Origin of the sequence: Pseudomonas sp. R1-1 (assembly GCF_051132135.1) — a bacterium.
Lineage (GTDB): Bacteria > Pseudomonadota > Gammaproteobacteria > Pseudomonadales > Pseudomonadaceae > Aquipseudomonas.
Genome location: NZ_CP071663.1, coordinates 3,757,310 through 3,777,176 on the forward strand (window position 1 = coordinate 3,757,310; position 19,867 = coordinate 3,777,176).

14 protein-coding genes are annotated in these 19,867 nt (G+C 61.4%); 8 read left to right on the plus strand and 6 right to left on the minus strand.

Going from position 1 to position 19,867, the window contains the following annotated elements; all coding sequences use genetic code 11:
• Positions 1-174: 174 nt before the first annotated feature.
• Positions 175-1,119 (minus strand): aldo/keto reductase, encoded by a 945-nt coding sequence (locus J3P75_RS16795; protein ID WP_434707509.1) that lies wholly within the window; start codon positions 1,117-1,119, stop codon positions 175-177.
• Between the two features lie 110 nt (positions 1,120-1,229).
• Here J3P75_RS16795 and J3P75_RS16800 point away from each other — a divergent pair, with 110 nt between their 5' ends.
• Both J3P75_RS16800 and J3P75_RS16805 read left to right on the plus strand, forming a co-directional pair.
• On the plus strand, positions 1,230-2,000 hold the full coding sequence (locus tag J3P75_RS16800) for an alpha/beta hydrolase (protein ID WP_434707510.1): 771 nt from the start codon (positions 1,230-1,232) through the stop codon (positions 1,998-2,000).
• A 259-nt stretch (positions 2,001-2,259) separates the two neighbouring features.
• Complete coding sequence (locus J3P75_RS16805; RefSeq protein WP_434707511.1) at positions 2,260-3,126, plus strand: CAP domain-containing protein; 867 nt, start codon at positions 2,260-2,262, stop codon at positions 3,124-3,126.
• A gap of 1,278 nt (positions 3,127-4,404) precedes the next feature.
• Here J3P75_RS16805 and J3P75_RS16810 read toward each other — a convergent pair.
• Complete coding sequence (locus tag J3P75_RS16810; protein WP_434707512.1) at positions 4,405-5,688, minus strand: Zn-dependent hydrolase; 1,284 nt, start codon at positions 5,686-5,688, stop codon at positions 4,405-4,407.
• Positions 5,689-5,895: 207 nt separating this feature from the next.
• On the minus strand, positions 5,896-7,380 hold the full coding sequence (locus tag J3P75_RS16815) for an NCS1 family nucleobase:cation symporter-1 (protein ID WP_434707513.1): 1,485 nt from the start codon (positions 7,378-7,380) through the stop codon (positions 5,896-5,898).
• Between the two features lie 623 nt (positions 7,381-8,003).
• On the opposite strand from J3P75_RS16815, the gene hydA reads away from it, so the two are divergent.
• The 3 genes from hydA to preA all read left to right on the plus strand — a co-directional run bounded on the left by hydA (position 8,004) and on the right by preA (position 12,272).
• A complete protein-coding gene (gene hydA, locus J3P75_RS16820) occupies positions 8,004-9,443 on the plus strand; it encodes a dihydropyrimidinase (protein WP_434707514.1) in 1,440 nt (479 codons plus the stop codon).
• 186 nt (positions 9,444-9,629) lie between these two features.
• Positions 9,630-10,997, plus strand: coding sequence for an NAD(P)-dependent oxidoreductase (locus J3P75_RS16825; RefSeq protein ID WP_434707515.1), 1,368 nt, complete (start codon positions 9,630-9,632; stop codon positions 10,995-10,997).
• Entirely contained in the window at positions 10,998-12,272 is a 1,275-nt protein-coding gene (gene preA / locus J3P75_RS16830; protein ID WP_434707516.1) for an NAD-dependent dihydropyrimidine dehydrogenase subunit PreA, read from the plus strand.
• A 232-nt stretch (positions 12,273-12,504) separates the two neighbouring features.
• Here the strand turns inward: preA and J3P75_RS16835 are convergent, their stop codons facing one another.
• The 3 genes from J3P75_RS16835 to J3P75_RS16845 form a co-directional block, all read right to left on the minus strand.
• Positions 12,505-13,125 (minus strand): TetR/AcrR family transcriptional regulator, encoded by a 621-nt coding sequence (locus J3P75_RS16835; RefSeq protein ID WP_090282838.1) that lies wholly within the window; start codon positions 13,123-13,125, stop codon positions 12,505-12,507.
• A 172-nt stretch (positions 13,126-13,297) separates the two neighbouring features.
• Positions 13,298-14,440 carry an HlyD family secretion protein gene (locus J3P75_RS16840; protein ID WP_434707517.1) on the minus strand — a complete coding sequence of 381 codons (1,143 nt, stop codon included), beginning with the start codon at positions 14,438-14,440 and terminating at the stop codon, positions 13,298-13,300.
• On the minus strand, positions 14,437-16,092 hold the full coding sequence (locus tag J3P75_RS16845; RefSeq protein WP_434707518.1) for an MFS transporter: 1,656 nt from the start codon (positions 16,090-16,092) through the stop codon (positions 14,437-14,439). Before J3P75_RS16845 ends, J3P75_RS16840 begins: the two co-directional genes overlap by 4 nt.
• A gap of 308 nt (positions 16,093-16,400) precedes the next feature.
• On the opposite strand from J3P75_RS16845, the gene J3P75_RS16850 reads away from it, so the two are divergent.
• From J3P75_RS16850 to J3P75_RS16860, 3 genes are all read left to right on the plus strand, one after another.
• Positions 16,401-17,696 carry an OprD family porin gene (locus J3P75_RS16850; protein WP_434707519.1) on the plus strand — a complete coding sequence of 432 codons (1,296 nt, stop codon included), beginning with the start codon at positions 16,401-16,403 and terminating at the stop codon, positions 17,694-17,696.
• A 411-nt stretch (positions 17,697-18,107) separates the two neighbouring features.
• A complete protein-coding gene (locus J3P75_RS16855) occupies positions 18,108-18,932 on the plus strand; it encodes an NAD-dependent epimerase/dehydratase family protein (protein WP_434707520.1) in 825 nt (274 codons plus the stop codon).
• Positions 18,933-18,962: 30 nt separating this feature from the next.
• Positions 18,963-19,856 (plus strand): SMP-30/gluconolactonase/LRE family protein, encoded by an 894-nt coding sequence (locus J3P75_RS16860; protein ID WP_434707521.1) that lies wholly within the window; start codon positions 18,963-18,965, stop codon positions 19,854-19,856.
• Positions 19,857-19,867: the final 11 nt, after the last annotated feature.

Sequence of the window (19,867 nt, forward strand, 5' to 3'; positions counted from 1 at the left end):
ACTGATTGGGGGATGTTCGAGGGTTGCGCAGACTTGAATGTCCTGCGGTGAATCAATGATCGATTCGGTTTTTCACGTCGATGCAAGACGTTTGACACCTCGGTCGGCCCCCTCTCCCTCCGGGAGAGGGCTGGGGTGAGGGCTTGGGGCCACCAGGTCTGCGCAAAAGCTGCGCTAATCAATTAACGCCATCAACTGATGCCGCTGCGCATCGGTCAACATCGGCCCGAATCCAGCCTTGACGTTGTCCGCCATGTAGCGCGGGTTACTGGTTCCCGGGATCACACAGGTTACCGCTGAGTGTGAGAGCAGAAACTTCAGCGCCAGTTGCGGCCAGCTATTGACCTGCACATCGGAAACCCAGCCCGGCAGCGGCTTGCCTTTGAGCCGCGTAAGCAAGCCACCACCACCGAAGGGCCGATTGCAGATCACCGCAACGCCACGTTCGCGGCACAGCGGCAGGATGCGTTTCTCGACGCCGCGATCGTCGAGGGCGTAGTTGATTTGTAGAAAATCCAGAGATTCGGTCTTCAGCACCGCTTCAACTTCATCGTAGGCCGACGGCGTGTAATGGGTGATGCCGATGTAGCGGATGCGCCCCTGCTCCTTCCATTCACGCAAGGTCGGCAGGTGGGTCTGCCAGTCGAGCAGGTTGTGGATCTGCATCAGGTCGATGCGTTTGGTTTGCAGCAGGCTGAACGACTGCTCCATCTGCGCGATGCCTTCCTCACGCCCTCGCGTCCACACTTTGGTGGCGAGAAACGCTGGCGAACGTGGCTGGTGGATCGACAGCAGTTCACCGGTGGTCTGTTCGGCGCGGCCATACATCGGTGAGCTGTCGATCAACGTGCCGCCCTTGCCGAACAGTTCATCGAGCACCGCCGGCAACTGCCGGTAAACCGCATCGCCGGGGCCCACGTCGAAACCGCGATAGGTGCCCAGGCCGACAATCGGCAGCGCCTCGGAGCTGGATGGGATGGCGCGGGTCTGCATGGTCTGGCCTCCGGTCGTCGCGGATGTCGTGCGGCTGGCCAAGGCCCGATCAAGGCTGAAGACCGCCGAAACTCCGGCCGCCAGCGTGAGCAGGCGGCGGCGGGAATACCCCTCAGTGTGGCTCATGCTGGCTCCCCTGCTGCATGGATCTGTTGCCGGTTGTGTGGCGAGCGGCCAGGTGCCGTGCTCGACTACACTGCGACGGCCTACCTTCACTTACGGTTAAAAATAGCCGAATGTCCCGAATCTTGATGTCACTCGTCGCATTGCTCGTCGCTGTGTACCTGGTGTTGTGCGCGGCGCTGTTCGTGTTTCAGCGCTCGCTGATCTACTTCCCGCAGCCCAATGCCGTCGCCAGCGCTGACTCGCGGATGACCTTGTCGATGCCCGACGCAAAGGTTTCGGTGCTCACCCGCGCCCATAACGGCCCGCGAGCGCTGCTGTATTTTGGCGGCAATGCCGAGGACGTCTCGCGCAGTCTGCCGGAGTTTGCCGAGGCTTTTCCTGACTATGCGTTGTACCTGCTCAATTACCGTGGCTTCGGTGACAGCGACGGCTCGCCGTCAGAAGCGGCGATTGCTGAGGATGCGCTGGCGCTGTTCGATCAGGTTTACGCCAATCATCCGCAGATCGTCGTGGTCGGACGCAGTCTCGGCTCGGGTGTCGCCGTGCGCCTGGCCAGCCAGCGGCCGGTGCAGCAGCTGATTCTGGTGACGCCTTACAACAGCCTCGAAGAAATCGCCGTGCGCCAGTACCCGTGGGTGCCGGTGAAGTGGTTGCTGAAGGATCGCTTCGAGTCGGGCAAATATGCCGCACATATCCGCGTGCCGACGTTGCTGCTCGCGGCCAGTGACGATGAGGTGATTCCGCGCGCCAGCACTCAGCGTCTGCTGGATAATTTTCCTGCCGGCGTGGCGGTGCTTCGGGTGGTGCCGGAGTCGGGGCATAACTCGATTTCCGCGCGGGACGAGTATTTGCAGTGGATGCAGGAAGTGTTGAATCAGTGATCGTCGAGTCGTTCTCAAAGGCCCCTTCGCGAGCAGGCTCACTCCTACAGGGGAATGCATTTCAAATGTAGGAGTGAGCCTGCTCGCGATGGCGTCATCCAGCGCAACATCGCATCTTGTCTGATCACGCCCTTTATCGCCCCGCTCCAAAACCGCCACCCATCGCTTGAACCAAGTCCGAATCACCAGTCCTACCCGCGCCGCATTCCGCGGTTCACTCGACTTTTTGCGCCGTCCCCCCTTCAGAGCCGCCCGCCCCATGCGCCACGCCGTTCGTTCGTCTCGCTTCGTTTCGCTGTGCCTGCTGATCCTTTCTCCGCTGTTTGTCCAATCCGCCCAGGCCGGCGCGGAACGGCAACTGGTGGCCGCGATCAATGACTATCGTGCCCATCCGCAACGCTGCGAGCGGCGCCCGGCGCAACGTCTGGCACCGTTGCGACTGAACGCGAACCTGGCCCTGCCGATCGGCTATGGCTACGCCGGCGGCATGCGCGAGGCGCTGAAATCCTCGGGCTACGCCGCCACGGCGGTGCGCAGTATTCGCGTGGTTGGTGCCGAGGACGCCGAAGAAGCTTTCGACCAGTTGCTCGACGAGCACTGCGCCGCGCTGCTCGATGCGACATATGCCGACATCGGCGTCAGCCGCTCGCGCAATCAATGGCAAGTGGTGCTGGCGCGACCGGTGCTCGACAGCCGCGTCGGTGACAACCGCAGCGTCGGCAAGGCCTTGCTTGCTGAAGTCAACGCCGCCCGCGCCCGTCCACGGATGTGTGGCCGCCAGCGCTTCGCCGCCGCACGGCCCCTGAGCTGGAACGCGGCATTGGGCGCCGCCGCGCAGGGCCACAGCAAAGCCATGGCCTACGGCAACTATTTCGCCCACCGCGACCCAGACGGCGACCAACCCGCCGACCGTGCCCGCGCCGCCGGTTATCGCGGCCGGCAAATCGGCGAAAACATCGCCGCCGGCCAGAGTTCACCGGGCAAGGCCATGGCCGGCTGGCTGGCCAGCCCCGGGCATTGCGCCAACCTGATGAACCCGATGTTCACCCAGGTCGGCGCCGGCTTCGCCAGCGAAGCACGCAGCGCTGAAGGGGTGTACTGGACGATGATGTTTGGTGCGCCTTGATGGCTGCGGTTGAGAGTTCGCGCTGAACTGACTGGCCTCATCGCGAGCAGGCTCGCTCCCACAGGATTTGTGGGGGGCCACCTGGCTCAGGCACGCCAAAGATCCCTGTGGGAGCCAGCCTGCTGGCGATGGCGTCAGATCAGCCAAATCATCTGTGGCTGACACTCCGCTATCGCGAGCAGGCTCACTCCTACAGGATTTGTGGTGGGCCACCTACTCAGGCACGCCAAAGATCCCTGTGGGAGCCAGCCTGCTGGCGATGGCGTCAGGTCAGCCAAATCATCTGTGGCTGACACTCCGCTATCGCGAGCAGGCTCACTCCTACAGGATTTGTGGGGGGCCACCTGGCTCAGGCACGCCAAAGATCCCTGTGGGAGCCAGCCTGCTGGCGATGGCGTCAGGTCAGCCAGATCATCTGTGGCTGACACACCGCTATCGCGAGCAGGCTCACTCCTACAGGATTTGTGGGGGGCCACCTGGCTCAGGCACGCCAAAGATCCCTGTGGGAGCCAGCCTGCTGGCGATGGCGTCAGGTCAGCCAAATCATCTGTGGCTGACACACCGCTATCGCGAGCAGGCTCACTCCTACAGGATTTGTGGGGGGCCACCTGGCTCAGGCACGCCAAAGATCCCTGTGGTGAGCCAGCCTGCTGGCGATGGCGTCAGGTCAGCCAGATCATCTGTGGCTGACACACCGCTATCGCGAGCAGGCTCACTCCTACAGGATTTGTGGGGGGCCACCTGACTCAGGCACGCCAAAGATCCCTGTGGGAGCCAGCCTGCTGGCGATGGCGTCAGATCAGCCAAATCATCTGTGGCTGACACTCCGCTATCGCGAGCAGGCTCACTCCTACAGGATTTGTGGGGGCCACCTGGCTCAGGCACGCCAAAGATCCCTGTGGTGAGCCAGCCTGCTGGCGATGGCGTCAGGTCAGCCAGATCATCTGTGGCTGACACACCGCTATCGCGAGCAGGCTCACTCCTACAGGATTTGTGGGGGGCCACCTGGCTCAGGCACGCCAAAGATCCCTGTGGGAGCCAGCCTGCTGGCGATGGCGTCAGGTCAGCCAGATCATCTGTGGCTGACACACCGCTATCGCGAGCAGGCTCACTCCTACAGGATTTGTGGGGGGCCACCTGGCTCAGGCACGCCAAAGATCCCTGTGGGAGCCAGCCTGCTGGCGATGGCGTCAGGTCAGCCAGATCATCTGTGGCTGACACACCGCTATCGCGAGCAGGCTCACTCCTACAGGGGTTAGTGTGTGCCATCGAATCTTGTCAGGCCGCGCGCTGTCCGGCGGCAACCATCGCCGAAGCCGCCAGCATTGCCCGCAGCAGCACCGCACATCCGGCCGCCAGATCATCCGGGGCGGCGTTTTCGATTTCGTTGTGGCTGATGCCGCCTTCGCACGGGACGAAGATCATCCCGGCCGGGCCGAGTTCGGCGAGGAAAATCGCGTCGTGGCCGGCGCCGCTGACAATGTCCATGTGTGACAGGCCCAGCCCTTGTGCCGCGCCACGTACCGCTTCGACGCAGCCCTTTTCGAAGTACAGCGGCGGGAAGTCCGCGGTTGGTGTGAGCTCATAAGTGAGGCCGTGGGCCTGGCAGGTGGATTCGATGATTTGTTTTACCTCAGCGATCATCGAATCCAGGCGCGCCGGCTCGAGATGACGGAAATCCAGGGTCATGCGCACTTCGCCGGGAATCACGTTGCGTGAGCCGGGATAGGCTTGCAGGCAACCGACCGTGCCACAGGCGTGCGGCTGGTGGCCGAGGGCGGCGCGGTTGACGGCGCCGACGATCACTGCGGCGCCGACCAGGGCGTCTTTGCGCAGGTGCATGGGTGTCGGGCCGGCGTGCGCCTCGACGCCGCGCAGTTTGAGGTCGAACCATTTCTGCCCGAGCGCGCCGAGGACCACGCCGATGGTTTTCTTTTCGTCCTCGAGAATCGGGCCTTGCTCGATGTGCGCTTCGAAATACGCGCCGACCGGGTGTCCGCTGACTTTGCGCGAACCGGCGTAGCCGATGGCGTTGAGCGCTTCACCGACCGTGACACCGTCGGCGTCGACTTTGGCCAGGGTTTCGGCGAGGGTGAATTTTTCCGCGAACACCCCCGAGCCCATCATGCACGGGGCAAAGCGCGAGCCTTCTTCGTTGGTCCAGACCACCACTTCCAGCGGCGCTTCGGTCTCCACTTTGAGGTCGTTCAAGGTGCGCAGGACTTCGACGCCTGCGAGCACGCCAAAGCAGCCGTCGAACTTGCCGCCGGTGGGTTGCGTGTCGATGTGGCTGCCGGTCATTACCGGTGGCAGCTCGGGATTACGGCCCGGACGGCGAGCGAAAATGTTGCCAACAGCATCCACCGTGACGCTGCATCCGGCCTCCTTGCACCATTGCACGAACAGGTCGCGGGCCTGGCGATCGAGGTCGGTCAGGGCCAGCCGACAGACGCCGCCCTTGACCGTGGCGCCGAGTCTGGCCAGCTCCATGAGCGAGGCCCACAGGCGATCGCGGTTGATGTGCTGATGGGTCGATTGCAGAACGTCGACGGCTGCGTTCATGGGGATCTCCTCAGTGTTGATACCGATAGGAACGCAGAGCGTCCCGGGCTGCATTCCCACGCAGAGCGTGGGAACGATCTATTTCTTTGGTGTCTTTCAGGCCGCCATCGCTGGCAAGCCAGCTCCCACAGGTTTTGTGGTTGAACACACAATCTGTGTACGACTCAATCCTTGTGGGAGCTGGCTTGCCAGCGATGGGGCCCTCACTTACACCGCTGATTTAACGACCGAAGGCTGCGCGCGCAACACGCACAACCCGTAATAAATCAAACCGCCCAGCGCCGAGCCGGTGAACCAGCCGTAGCTGTAGAACCAGCTGAACACATCGCTGCCCAGCGACAGCAAAGTCAGCAGCACCGGCACGCCGAAGGCGATGAAACCGGCGCCATTCCAGGCCGGATAGACATCGTCGCGATACAGGCCGGCAAGGTCCAGTTGCTGTTTCTTGATCAGGAAATAGTCCACCACCATGATCCCGGCGATCGGCCCGAGCAGGCTCGAATAGCCCAGCAGCCAGTTGGAATACACGCTTTCCAGGCTGACATCGGACACGATCAGACCGAGTTTTTTCAGCAGCTCATGGGCCATCAGCGCAAGCCCCACCAGCCCGGTCAGCAACACCGCTTTGGTGCGGTTGATCACCTTGGGCGCGATGTTCTGAAAATCGTTGGTGGGCGAGACGATATTGGCCGCGGTGTTGGTCGACAGCGTGGCGATGATGATCAGCGCCATCGCCACCGCCACCCATACCGGGCTCTGGATGTGACCGATCAGGGTGACCGGGTCCGACACAGTCACGCCGACCAGTTTCACCGACGCAGCGGTCATCACCACGCCGAGCGCGGCGAACAGAAACATGGTCAATGGCAGGCCGATGATCTGCCCAAGGATCTGGTCTTTCTGACTCTTGGCGTAGCGACTGAAATCAGGAATGTTCAGCGACAGCGTGGCCCAGAAACCGACCATCGCCGTCAGCCCGGCGGCGAAGTAACCGACCACGCTGGCGCCTTCCGGACGCTTGGCCGGGATCGCCATCAGCTCGCTCATCGACACATTGGGCATCGCCCACACCAACAGACCGATGCCGACCGCCACCAGCAGCGGCGCAGACAGGGTTTCCAGCCATTTGATCGACTCGGCGCCGCGAATCACCACCCACAGGTTCAGCGCCCAGAACACCATGAAGCCGATCACTTCGCCGGTGCCGCCGAGGGATTTCCAGCCCTCGAACACCGAGCCGAGAAACAGGTGAATCGCCAGGCCACCGAACATGGTCTGAATGCCGAACCAGCCACACGCGACCAGCGCGCGAATCAGGCACGGCACGTTGGAGCCGAGAATGCCGAACGACGAGCGCAGCAACACCGGAAACGGGATGCCGTACTTGGTGCCGGGGAAGGCGTTCAGCGTCAACGGAATCAGCACGATGATGTTGGCGAACAGAATCGCCAGCAGCGCTTCACCCACGGTCAGCCCGAAATAGGCAGTGAGCACGCCGCCCAGCGTATAGGTCGGCACGCAGATCGACATGCCGACCCACAGCGCGGTGATGTGCCATTTGTTCCAGCTGCGTTCGTGCACCTTGGTCGGTGCCATGTCGTGGTTATAACGGGGACTGTCGAGGACGTCGCTGCCGGCTTCGAGCTCGAACAAGCCGTCGCGCTCGCTCACTTGCGATCTGATCTGTTGCATGGCCGCTCCACTGTTCTTCTGATTATTTTTGCTCATCAGGCGGCTGGCACACGCAGGTGCGAGCCGGTCGATGGCCGGAGGAACTGACAACTTTCGTGCACCGGCCACGGTGTCAGCGGCGGCATCAATAAACGTGCCGGGTATCCCGCTTGGCGACAGGGCCGAGCTTTAAACGCTTTGCAACTTTCTGATATTCATCAGTTTTAATTATTTATCCAGACGGCCCGCGGAAACTTGTCTGAACGCTCAGGCTAAACGCTTGGCAAGTTGCTCGAACTGTCAGGACTCAATCTGGTGCACTGCACTTTTTTTCCTTGTGAGCGAAGCGCTGCAGCTCAACTTCAAGCGGCTGATTTCACATAGGAAATCTTGCTCATATTTCCATCCTGTCAAGTGCGTCAAAATGGTGAACGGCCTCACCATTTTGGTGAATTACGTTTTTTATCGTTAGTTTTCAGTAACTTAAAACAACTCTAAGCTTATAAAAAATAATCTTGCTCAATTATAAAATCGCGACTAGTTTCTATTCCTGACAGCCGTGACAGGAACAAACCCTGCTGTGCTGAAGACCTATAAAACATCTAGAGCCGACACCAGTCGGTCATGCCTGCGAGGAACTCGGAATGTCTCTGTTGATCCGTGGCGCCACCGTTGTTACCCATGATGAAAGTTATCGCGCCGACGTCTATTGCGCTGACGGCGTGATCAAAGCCATCGGTGCCAACCTGGATATTCCGGCCGGCGCTGAAGTGCTCGACGGCAGCGGCCAATACCTGATGCCCGGCGGCATCGATCCGCACACGCACATGCAACTACCGTTCATGGGCACCGTGGCCAGTGAAGACTTCTACAGCGGCACGGCGGCGGGTCTGGCCGGCGGCACCACGTCGATCATCGACTTCGTGATTCCCAACCCGCAGCAGTCATTGATGGAGGCGTTTCATCAGTGGCGCGGCTGGGCGCAGAAGTCCGCCTCCGACTACGGCTTTCATGTGGCGATCACCTGGTGGAGCGAGCAGGTCCGCGAAGAAATGGCCGAGCTGGTCAGCCACCACGGGATCAACAGCTTCAAGCATTTCATGGCCTACAAGAACGCAATCATGGCCGCCGACGACACACTGGTGGCGAGTTTCGAGCGCTGCCTGGAACTCGGCGCGGTGCCGACCGTGCATGCGGAAAACGGCGAACTGGTCTATCACCTGCAACGCAAGTTGATGGCCCAGGGCATCACCGGGCCGGAAGCGCATCCGTTGTCGCGGCCGTCGCAAGTCGAAGGCGAAGCGGCGAGCCGGGCGATTCGTATCGCAGAAACCCTCGGTACGCCGCTGTACCTGGTGCACGTCTCGACCAAGGAAGCCCTCGACGAAATCACCTATGCGCGCAGCAAGGGCCAACCGGTTTACGGTGAAGTGCTGGCCGGACATCTGCTGCTCGATGACAGCGTTTACCAACACCCCGACTGGCAGACCGCTGCCGGCTACGTGATGAGTCCGCCGTTCCGCCCGCGCGGGCATCAAGAGGCGCTGTGGCATGGCTTGCAGGCCGGCAACCTGCACACCACCGCCACCGATCACTGCTGTTTCTGCGCTGAGCAAAAAGCTGCCGGGCGCGATGACTTCAGCAAGATTCCCAACGGCACGGCTGGCATCGAAGACCGCATGGCGGTGCTCTGGGAGGAAGGCGTGAACAGTGGGCGCTTGTCGATGCAGGATTTCGTCGCCCTCACCTCCACCAACACCGCGAAGATCTTCAACCTCTACCCGCGCAAAGGCGCAATCCGTGTCGGCGCCGATGCCGATCTGGTGCTTTGGGACCCGCACGGTACGCGGACGATTTCCGCCAAGACCCACCATCAGCAGGTGGACTTCAACATCTTCGAAGGCAAGACCGTGCGCGGCGTGCCCAGCCATACCGTCAGCCAGGGCCGGCTGGTCTGGGCCGACGGCGACCTGCGCGCCGAACGCGGCGCCGGGCGCTATATCGAACGGCCGGCGTATCCGGCGGTGTTTGATTTGTTGAGCAAGCGGGCTGAGCAACAGCGCCCGACTGCGGTCAAGCGCTGAAGCGAGGCCTTCGGCCTCATCGCTAGCAGGGCTAGCTCCCACAGGAATGCATTCCAACACAGGTGCTCAGGATGAATGCGCTCCAATGTGGGAGCCAGCCTGCTGGCGATGAGGCCAGTCCAGACGACATGAAACCCACTGCCCGACAGAGGCAGAGAACCTCAAATAACCGTGAGGCACACCACCGTGATCGACTCCCTGAACCACCTCCCCCACCCGCACGAAAGCGCGGCCGCCCTCGCCGGGCATTTCACCGATCTGGCGCCGCCGCTCAATGCCCGGCAGGCGCATCTGGAAGCTTCGCGCTGCCTTTATTGCTACGACGCGCCGTGCGTCAATGCGTGCCCGAGCGAGATCGATATTCCCTCGTTCATCCGCAATATCCATCAGGACAACGTGCCCGGCGCGGCGCAGAAAATCCTTTCGGCGAACATTCTTGGCGGCAGTTGCGCGCGGGTCTGTCCGACCGAGATTCTTTGCCAGCAAGCCTGCGTGCGCAACAACGCCCAGGAATGCGCGCCAGTGCTGATCGGCCTGCTGCAACGCTACGCCGTCGACAACGCACACTTCACCGAGCACCCGTTCCAGCGCGCCGCCGCCAGCGGCAAACGCATCGCCGTGGTCGGTGCCGGGCCGGCCGGTTTGTCCTGTGCGCATCGCAGTGCCATGCACGGGCATGACGTGGTGATTTTTGAGGCGCGGGACAAGGCTGGCGGCCTCAACGAATACGGCATCGCCAAATACAAACTGGTCGACGATTACGCGCAGAAGGAACTGGATTTCCTCCTGCAGATCGGCGGCATCGAAATCCGCCACGGGCAGAAACTCGGCGACAACCTGACCCTCAGCGAACTGCATCAACAATTCGACGCGGTGTTCCTCGGCCTCGGCCTCAACGCCAGCAAGCAACTCGGTCTGGCCCACGAAGACGCGCCCGGCCTGCTCGCCGCCACCGATTACATTCGCGAACTGCGCCAAACCGATGACCTCACGCAACTGCCGCTGGCCGAGCGCTGCATCGTCCTCGGTGCCGGCAACACGGCAATCGACATGGCCGTGCAAATGGCCCGCCTCGGTGCGCGGGATGTGAATCTGGTGTATCGGCGTGGCGCCGCAGACATGGGCGCGACCCTGCACGAACAGGACATCGCCAAGGCCAATCAGGTGCGTTTGCTGACCTGGGCGCAACCAGAAGAAGTGCTGCTCGACGCTCAGGGCCATGTGCGCGGCATGCGTTTCGCCCGCACCGACCTGGTCGACGGACGCCTGCAAAGCACCGGCGAAACCTTCGAGCTGGCCGCTGACGCGATCTTCAAAGCCATCGGTCAGAGCTTCGACACCAGCGCCCTCGCCGACCCGCTGGCGCGCGAGCTCAAACGCCAGGGCGAGCGTATTCAAGTGGATGAAAACCTGCGCACCAGCATCCCCGGTGTGTATGCCGGCGGTGACTGCACCAGCCTCGATCAGGACCTCACCGTGCAAGCCGTACAACACGGCAAACTTGCCGCCGAGGCAATCAACGCGCAACTGATGCTCAACGTGGAGGCTGCGTAAATGGCCGATCTCTCGATAGTCTTCGCCGGCATCAAAGCCCCCAATCCGTTCTGGCTGGCCTCCGCGCCGCCCACCGACAAGGCTTACAACGTGGTCCGCGCCTTCGAAGCCGGCTGGGGTGGCGTGGTCTGGAAAACCCTTGGTGAAGACCCGGCGGCGGTCAACGTCTCCTCACGTTATTCCGCGCATTACGGCAATAACCGGGAAGTGCTGGGTATCAACAACATCGAGCTGATCACCGACCGCTCGCTGGAGATCAACCTGCGCGAAATCACCCAGGTGAAAAAGGACTGGCCCGACCGTGCGCTGATCGTCTCGCTGATGGTGCCGTGCGTGGAGGAATCATGGAAACACATCTTGCCGCTGGTCGAGGCCACCGGCGCTGACGGCATCGAGCTGAACTTCGGCTGTCCGCATGGCATGCCCGAGCGTGGCATGGGCGCGGCGGTCGGTCAGGTGCCGGAGTACGTCGAGCAAGTGACGCGCTGGTGTAAAACCTATTGCTCGCTGCCAGTGATCGTCAAACTGACGCCGAACATCACCGATATCCGCGTCGCCGCCCGCGCCGCACATCGCGGTGGCGCCGATGCGGTGTCGTTGATCAACACGATCAACTCGATCACCAGCGTCGACCTCGAACACATGGTCGCCCTGCCCACGGTTGGCAGCAAAAGCACCCACGGCGGCTATTGCGGCTCGGCGGTCAAACCCATTGCACTGAACATGGTCGCCGAAATCGCCCGCGATCCGCAGACTCAAGGCTTGCCGATCTGCGGCATTGGCGGCATCGGCAGCTGGCGCGATGCCGCAGAATTCATGGCGCTGGGCAGTGGCGCGGTGCAGGTGTGCACGGCGGCGATGCTTCACGGTTTCCGCATTGTCGAGGAGATGAAGGACGGCTTGTCGCGCTGGATGGACAGTCAGGGTTACGCCAACATCAGTGAGTTTTCCGGGCGCGCGGTGGGCAATACCACCGACTGGAAATACCTCGATATCAACTACCAGGTGATTGCGAAGATTGATCAGGAGGCGTGCATCGGTTGCGGGCGGTGTCATATCGCTTGCGAAGACACCTCACACCAGGCGATCGGCAGCTTGAAGCAGGCGGACGGCACGCATAAATATGAGGTGATCGACGACGAATGTGTCGGCTGCAACCTGTGCCAGATCACCTGCCCGGTGACGGACTGCATCGAGATGGTGCCGATGGAAACGGGCAAGCCCTTTCTCGACTGGAATCATGATCCGAGGAATCCCTATTGTGTGGCTGTCTGAATCGGGGCTGATCCTCAAAGCCCCTCACCCTAGCCCTCTCCCAGAGGGAGAGGGGACTGATTGGGGGAAGCTGCAAAATTGCGCCGACCTGTTACCGATCGTTCCCACGCTCTGCGTGGGAACGATCACGCAACCACCGCAATCGCTAGCAGGGCTAGCTCCCACAGTTGAAATACGATCCCCTGTGGGAGCTAGCCTGCTAGCGATGACGTCGGTGGCTTCACCGAAGGCCTCAAGGCTCCAGCCCGATCCCGCGCAAGATCACACTCGTCACCGTCTGCACCGCCCGCTCGAACTGCATGTCCGACAGCGGCTGATGCTCGTTCAGGATATTCACCTGATGATCGAAGTCGGCATAGTGCTGGGTCGAGGCCCAGATCATGTACAGCAGGCTCGACGGTTCCACCGGCAGAATCCGCTTGTCTTCGACCCACTGGCGAATCTTCGCTTCCTTCATTTTCGCCCAGTCATACAGGCTGGCATCCAGCGCCTCGCCCAGCGTCGGCGCGCCATGGATGATTTCGTTGGCCCAGACTTTCGAGCCGTACGGGCGGCTGCGCGAGTGGTTCATCTTGGCGCGGATGTAACTGCTGAGCACAACGCGCGGATCATCGAACATTTCGAAGCACAGCGCGTCCTGCTTCCACACTTCGAGCAGGTCGAACAGCACCGCGCTGTACAGCTCGCTTTTGGTCGAAAAGTAGTAATGCAGATTGGAACGCGGCAGTTGCACCTCGGCGGCGATGTCAGCCATGGCGGTGCTGCCGAAGCCTTTTTCGGCGAAGACTTTTTCCGCCGCCAGCAGGATTTTCTCGACGTTGCTGCGGCGAATCTCGATCTTGTGATTGCCCATGTGGGCTCCCTGACGACAGCGTTGGCCAAGACTAGCATTCGCGTGCAACGGATGGAAAACCCGAGCCCGACACCATCCCTGTGGGAGCCAGCCCTGCTGGCGATAGCGGTGGGTCAGACACCAACCAGATGAATGTCAGACCGCAATCGCCAGCAGGCTGGCTCCCACAGGGTCAGTGCGGTTGGGTGTCGCCCGCCGCGGTATCAATGCTGACCACCACCGACATCCCCGGCCGCAACCGCTCCTCTTCCTGCTGATCCGGATCGATGGTGATCCGCACCGGCACGCGCTGGGCGATCTTGACGAAGTTGCCGGTGGCGTTGTCGGCCTGCAGCAAGGCGAATTCGGAACCGGTGCCCGGCGAAATATGCTGCACATGCCCGGTGAATTTACGGTGGTTCAACGCATCGACAGTGAAGCGCACCGGTTGCCCGACGCGAACGTTGTCCATCTGGGTTTCCTTCATGTTGGCGATCACCCATTTCTGCTCCGGCACCAGCGCCATCAACTGTGCCCCGGAGTTGACGTAAGCGCCGAGGCGCACGCCGATCTGCCCGAGCTGGCCGTCGCGCGGGGCGACGATGCGCGTGTTCGACAGGTCGATCCGCGCCAGTTGCACTGCTGCTTCCGCGCTGGCAACGGCGGCCTCCAGTGAGCCGCGATTGACGATCACGGTTTGCAGGTCCTGGCGGGCAATTTCCAGATTCGCTTTGGCTTGCGCCACGGCGGCGGTGCTTTGCGCATTGGCGGCGAGGGTCACGTCGAACTCGCGTTTGGACACCGAGCCGTCGCTGACCAGATCCTTGTTGCGACGCAGATCCGCCTCGCTTTTGCGCAGTTGCGCTTCACTGTCGGCGAGCACCGCCTGGCGCAGCTTGATCGTCGCCTCGGCGCTGTTGCGTTGCTGCACCACGTTGGCCAGTGCCGCGCGCTGCACCGCCAGTTGCGCCAGCGCCTGATCGAGGCGCTGCTGGTAGATCCGGTCATCCAGACGCACCAGCAGGTCGCCGGCCTTCACGTATTGAAAATCCTGCACCGGCACTTCAAACACATAGCCGCTGAGCTGTGGCCCGATGATCGTCACCTGCCCGCGAATCAAGGCGTTCTCGGTAGTTTCGACGGCGCTGCTGAACGGCGGCAATTGCCAGGCGTACAGCACGATCAGCACGCCGACGATGGCAATCGCGGCAAAGCCCAGTGACGAAATGATGCGTACGCGCAGCGAGCGCGGCGCGGTGTTTGGCGATGACGGCGGCGTCTGCCCTTCAGGCGTGGCGGCAATGGCGTTGGTAGTTGTGGTGGTCGGTTCGGTCATGAAGAAGTGGCACCGCTTGTTGGTACGGAAGGCGTCGGTTCGATGGCTTTGGTGGTGCTCATCAGCCACAACGCGCGAATCGAAAGCCAGATCATGGTCAATACCGCAATGACCGCGATCAGCATGAAGACATCGTTATAGGCCAGCACGTTCGCTTCGCGTGTTGCCGCATTGGCGAGGCTGCGGATGCCGACCAGATTGCGCAGGCCGGGGTCGGCGAAAAACCCGCCGTAGGCCGCACCGCCGCTCTGCACGCGCGCCGCCACCAGCGGATCGGACATCACCAGTTGCTCAACAATGTGGCTGGAATGGTACTTCTCGCGCACGATCTGAAAGGTCCCCAGCAACGCCGCGCCGAGAAGCCCGCCAAGGTTGTTGCAGATCCCGAACAGCACGGAAAAACTCACCAGATTGCGCGGGTTGGTCAACACGTTGCGCGTGCCGAAGACCATGGTCGGGCCGAGAAAGAACGTACTGCCGAATGCCAGCAGGAACTGGCTGAAATACATGTTTTGCGGGCGCGTGATGTTGCTGGAAAAACTGTCCATCACCGAGCCTGTCGCCATCAGCGCCAGCGAAATGATCAGCGGCATGAGCAAGTGCTTCGGGTCGATGGTCAATGCGCTGGTCGCCAGCCCGGCAATACTGCCGATCAGCATCACCACGTACAGACTGTGCAGTTGCTCATAACCCATGTTGAGGTTCTGCATGAACCCGACTGCGCCGGTGGATTGTTCCGAGGTGACCATGCGAATCAGGGTCACCGCCAGCGCCAGCCGGATCATCGTTCCGCTGCCCAGCCAGCGCGTCATCAGCAGCGGGTTGCTGCGGTTGTGCTCGATGGCCAGGCCCATGATGATCAGCGCGATCGACGCCGCCAGGGCGATGCCGATCCAGTCGGCTTCCAGCCACCAGTCGATGCGCCCCAGCGACAGCACCGCACAGAGCAGACCGACGCCCGTGGCGAGAATGGCGAAGGTCAGGAAGTCGAGTTTTTCGAAGGTCTTGAAGCGGTCGCCCGGCGGCAACTTGAGCAGCAATACACAGCCCAGCGACAGCAGCGCCATGCCCAATTCGAACAGGTACAAACCGCGCCACTCGGCAATCTGCAACAGGTCTTCGGAGAACAGCCGCGCCAGTGGCAGCGCCAGTTGCGAGGTGCCGAGGCCGAGCACCAGCGCCTTCAGCCGCCACTTCGCCGGGAACGCCTGAACCATGTAATACAGGCCCAGCGAACTCAGCGCCGCGCCGACCATGCCGTGTGCCGCCCGCACCGCTATCGCCGAATTCAGGTCGTTGACGAACAGATGCCCAAAGGTCACCAGTGCATACAGCACCAGAAACACCTCAGTGAACGCACGCAAGCCGAACTGCTGACGAAACTTCACCAACAGCAAGTTCATCGACACGTTGGTCATCACGAAGGCGGCTGGCAACCAGGCCATTTCCGCCGTGGTCGCGCCAAGCGAGCCTTGCAGATAAATCAGGTTGGCCACCACCAGCGAATTACCCAAACCGCCGGTCACCGCCACCAGCACACCGACCAGCGCATAGGCCAGGCGCTTGCGGTTGGAATGCAATGGCGTCGAGGGTGAACCGGGCAGACTGGGTTTCTCGTGCGGCTGCCATTGGCGCGGGGCGTATTTATCCATCGAAGGGCCTTGTGCGGAGGATGGGGCAAGTTTGCCGCAATTCGCTCGGCAAAACACTTTCGATGGACAACACAAAGCCCTGTAGGAGTGAGCCTGCTCGCGATGGCGGCGTGTCAGTCATCGATTTCCTCACTGACAAACCGCTATCGCGAGCAGGCTCACTCCTACAAGGGCCAATGCGTACCAAGAGAAGTCATCGTATAACTTGCTGTTGACAATCCCCGAAAATATGGGAAATATCCGCATCGATGTTGTACGACGACGTATGACAAATAATAAAAACAACAAGCGAATCTGGGAGCGTCACAGTGAGCACACTCGCCCGCAATTCCGTCCGCCCTTCACCTGTTTCCAATTTCAAACCGCGTTCGACCCTGAGCCTGATTGGCTGCAGCAGTCTGGCCCTCGCCCTGCCGATGAGCGCCGATGCCGAAGGCTTTCTCGAGGACAGCAAAGCCACGCTGAACCTGCGCAATGCCTACTTCAACCGCAACTTCGTCAACCCGGCCAACCCGCAGGGCAAGGCTGAAGAGTGGACGCAGAGCTTCATCCTCGATGCCAAATCCGGTTTCACCCAGGGCACCGTCGGCTTCGGTCTCGATGTGCTCGGGCTGTATTCGCAAAAGCTCGATGGCGGCAAAGGCACCGGCGGCACGCAACTGTTGCCGATCCACGATGACGGGCGCCCGGCGGACAACTTCGGCCGCCTCGGCGTGGCGCTGAAAGCCAAAGTATCCAAGACTGAATTGAAAGTCGGCGAATGGATGCCGGTACTGCCGATCCTGCGTTCCGACGATGGTCGTTCGCTGCCGCAAACCTTCCGCGGCGGCCAGATCACCTCCACCGAGATCAACGGTCTGACCGTCTACGGCGGCCAGTTCCGCGGCAACAGCCCGCGCAACGATGCCAGCATGGAAGACATGTCGATGAACGGCCGCGGCGCGTTCACTTCCGATCGCTTCAACTTCGGCGGCGGCGAGTACACATTCAACGACAAGCGCACCATGGTCGGCGTGTGGTACGCCGAGCTGACCGACATCTACCAACAACAGTATTTCAACCTCAGCCACAGCCAGCCGCTCGGCGACTGGACCCTGGGCGCCAACCTCGGTTTCTTCACCGGCAAGGAAGACGGCAGCGCTCAGGCCGGCGACCTCGACAACAAGACCGCGTTTGCCATGCTCTCGGCCAAATACGGCGGCAACACCTTCTACGTCGGCCTGCAGAAACTCACCGGTGACGACGCCTGGATGCGGGTCAACGGCACCAGCGGCGGGACCCTGGCCAACGACAGTTACAACGCCAGTTATGACAACGCCAAGGAACGCTCCTGGCAGCTGCGTCATGACTACAACTTCGTCGCCCTCGGCATCCCCGGTCTGACCCTGATGAACCGCTACATCAGCGGTGACAACGTGCACACCGCCAGCACCAATGACGGCAAGGAATGGGGCCGCGAATCGGAACTGGCCTACACCGTGCAGAGCGGCCCGCTGAAAAGCCTCAACGTGAAATGGCGCAACTCGACCATCCGCCGCGACTTCAGCACCAACGAATTTGACGAGAACCGGATTTTCATCAGCTATCCGATTTCGTTGTTGTAACGGTTGGCGGTTAGCCCTGTGGGAGCGAGCCTGCTCGCGAAAGCATGAGGTAAGCGGGAGCGATTTTTATTGCTCGAGCAGGCCCCATCGCTGGCAAGCCAGCTCCCACAGGGTCTTGTGGCGAATAGAAAGGTTGGAGCCGGCTCGGATTATTGTGGGAGCTGGCTTGCCAGCGATGGCGACGGCAGATTCGGCAGAAATGAACTCTGACACACCGCCTTCGCGAGCAGGCTCGCTCCCACAACGGGATTGCATTGCAAGGCGAGTGTGAGGGGTTCAGAAAAATGATTCGGCCCTTCCGTCATCTACACCAAAAGTCGCGTTGACAAGTTCCCGGAACCCTACCGATACTTCAGCGCAGTCATACGACAACCTACAACAAACCTAATAACAATGTGTTCAGGGATTGCCATGACGTCTACCTCTACTCCGCGCGCTCCATTCAATCGCCTGCTGCTCACCGGCGCTGCCGGTGGCCTGGGCAAAGTCCTGCGCGAACGCCTGCGTCCTTACGCCAATGTGCTGCGTTTGTCCGATATCGCCGCCCTCGCCCCGGCAGTCGATGATCACGAAGAAGTCATACTCTGCGATCTGGCCGACAAACAGGCCGTGCATCAACTGGTCGATGGGGTCGACGCGATCCTGCATTTCGGCGGTGTCTCGGTCGAGCGCCCGTTCGAAGAAATCCTCGGCGCCAACATCAGCGGCGTGTTTCATATCTACGAGGCCGCCCGCAAGCATGGTGTGAAGCGGGTGATCTTCGCCAGCTCCAACCATGTCATCGGCTTCTACAAGCAGGACGAAAAGCTCGACGCCAGCTCCCCGCGCCGCCCTGATGGCTACTACGGTCTGTCCAAGTCCTACGGCGAAGACATGGCCAGTTTCTACTTCGATCGCTACGGCATCGAAACCGTCAGCATCCGCATCGGTTCTTCGTTCCCGGAACCGCAGAACCGCCGGATGATGCACACCTGGCTGAGCTTCGACGACCTCACGCAACTGCTCGAACGTTCGCTGTATACGCCGAACGTTGGCCACACCGTGGTCTACGGCATGTCCGCCAACAAGGACGTGTGGTGGGACAACCGCTACGCCAGCCACCTCGGCTTTGAGGCCAAGGACAGCTCGGAAGTGTTCCGCGACAAGGTCGAAGCACAGCCGATGCCGGCCGCCGATGACCCGGCGCGAATCTATCAGGGCGGCGCCTTTGTGGCGGCCGGCCCGTTCGGCGACTGATCCCTGCGACCACGACACGAGGTAATCAGTATGCAAGCCGAATTGATCGTCGATGCGCGCAACGCGGTGGGCGAAAGCCCGGTCTGGGTCGCGGAGGAAAACGCCCTGTACTGGGTGGACATTCCCAATGGCGGGCTGCAACGCTGGAGCGCTGACAGCGGTCACGTAGCGTCGTGGAAAGCGCCAGAAATGCTCGCCTGCATCAGCCGCCACCGCAGTGGTGGCTGGGTGGCCGGCATGGAAAGCGGTTTCTTTCGCCTGCACCCGCACAGCGACGGCAGCCTCGACAGCGAATTGCTCGCCAGCGTCGAGCACAGCCGCGCGGACATGCGCCTCAACGATGGTCGCTGCGACCGTCAGGGGCGTTTCTGGGCCGGCAGCATGGTGCTGAACATGGGCCTCAACGCGCCTGAAGGCCGGCTCTATCGCTACGGCGCCGGGCAGTCCGGTGTGATCGAAGCGCAACTCGACGGCTTCATTGTGCCCAACGGCCTCGGCTTCAGCCCGGACGGCAAGATCATGTACCTGTCGGATTCGCATCCCGACGTGCAACTGATCTGGGCGTTCGATTACGACATCGAGACCGGCACACCGTCGAACCGGCGGATATTCGTGGACATGAACCACTTCCCCGGCCGCCCCGATGGCGCCGCCGTGGATGCCGAAGGGTGCTACTGGATTTGCGCCAACGACGCCGGACTGATTCACCGCTTCGCCCCAGACGGTCGTCTGGATTTTTCGCTGCAAGTGCCAGTGAAGAAACCGACCATGTGTGCCTTCGGCGGCAGCGACATGAGCACCCTGTTTGTCGCTTCGATTCGCCCTGGCGACGACCACGATCCGCAATCCCTGGCCGGTGGCGTGTTCGCCCTGAAGCCCGGCGTCAAAGGCCTCGCCGAACCGCTGTTCAACGATTTGCTTTAAACCCTCTGCTG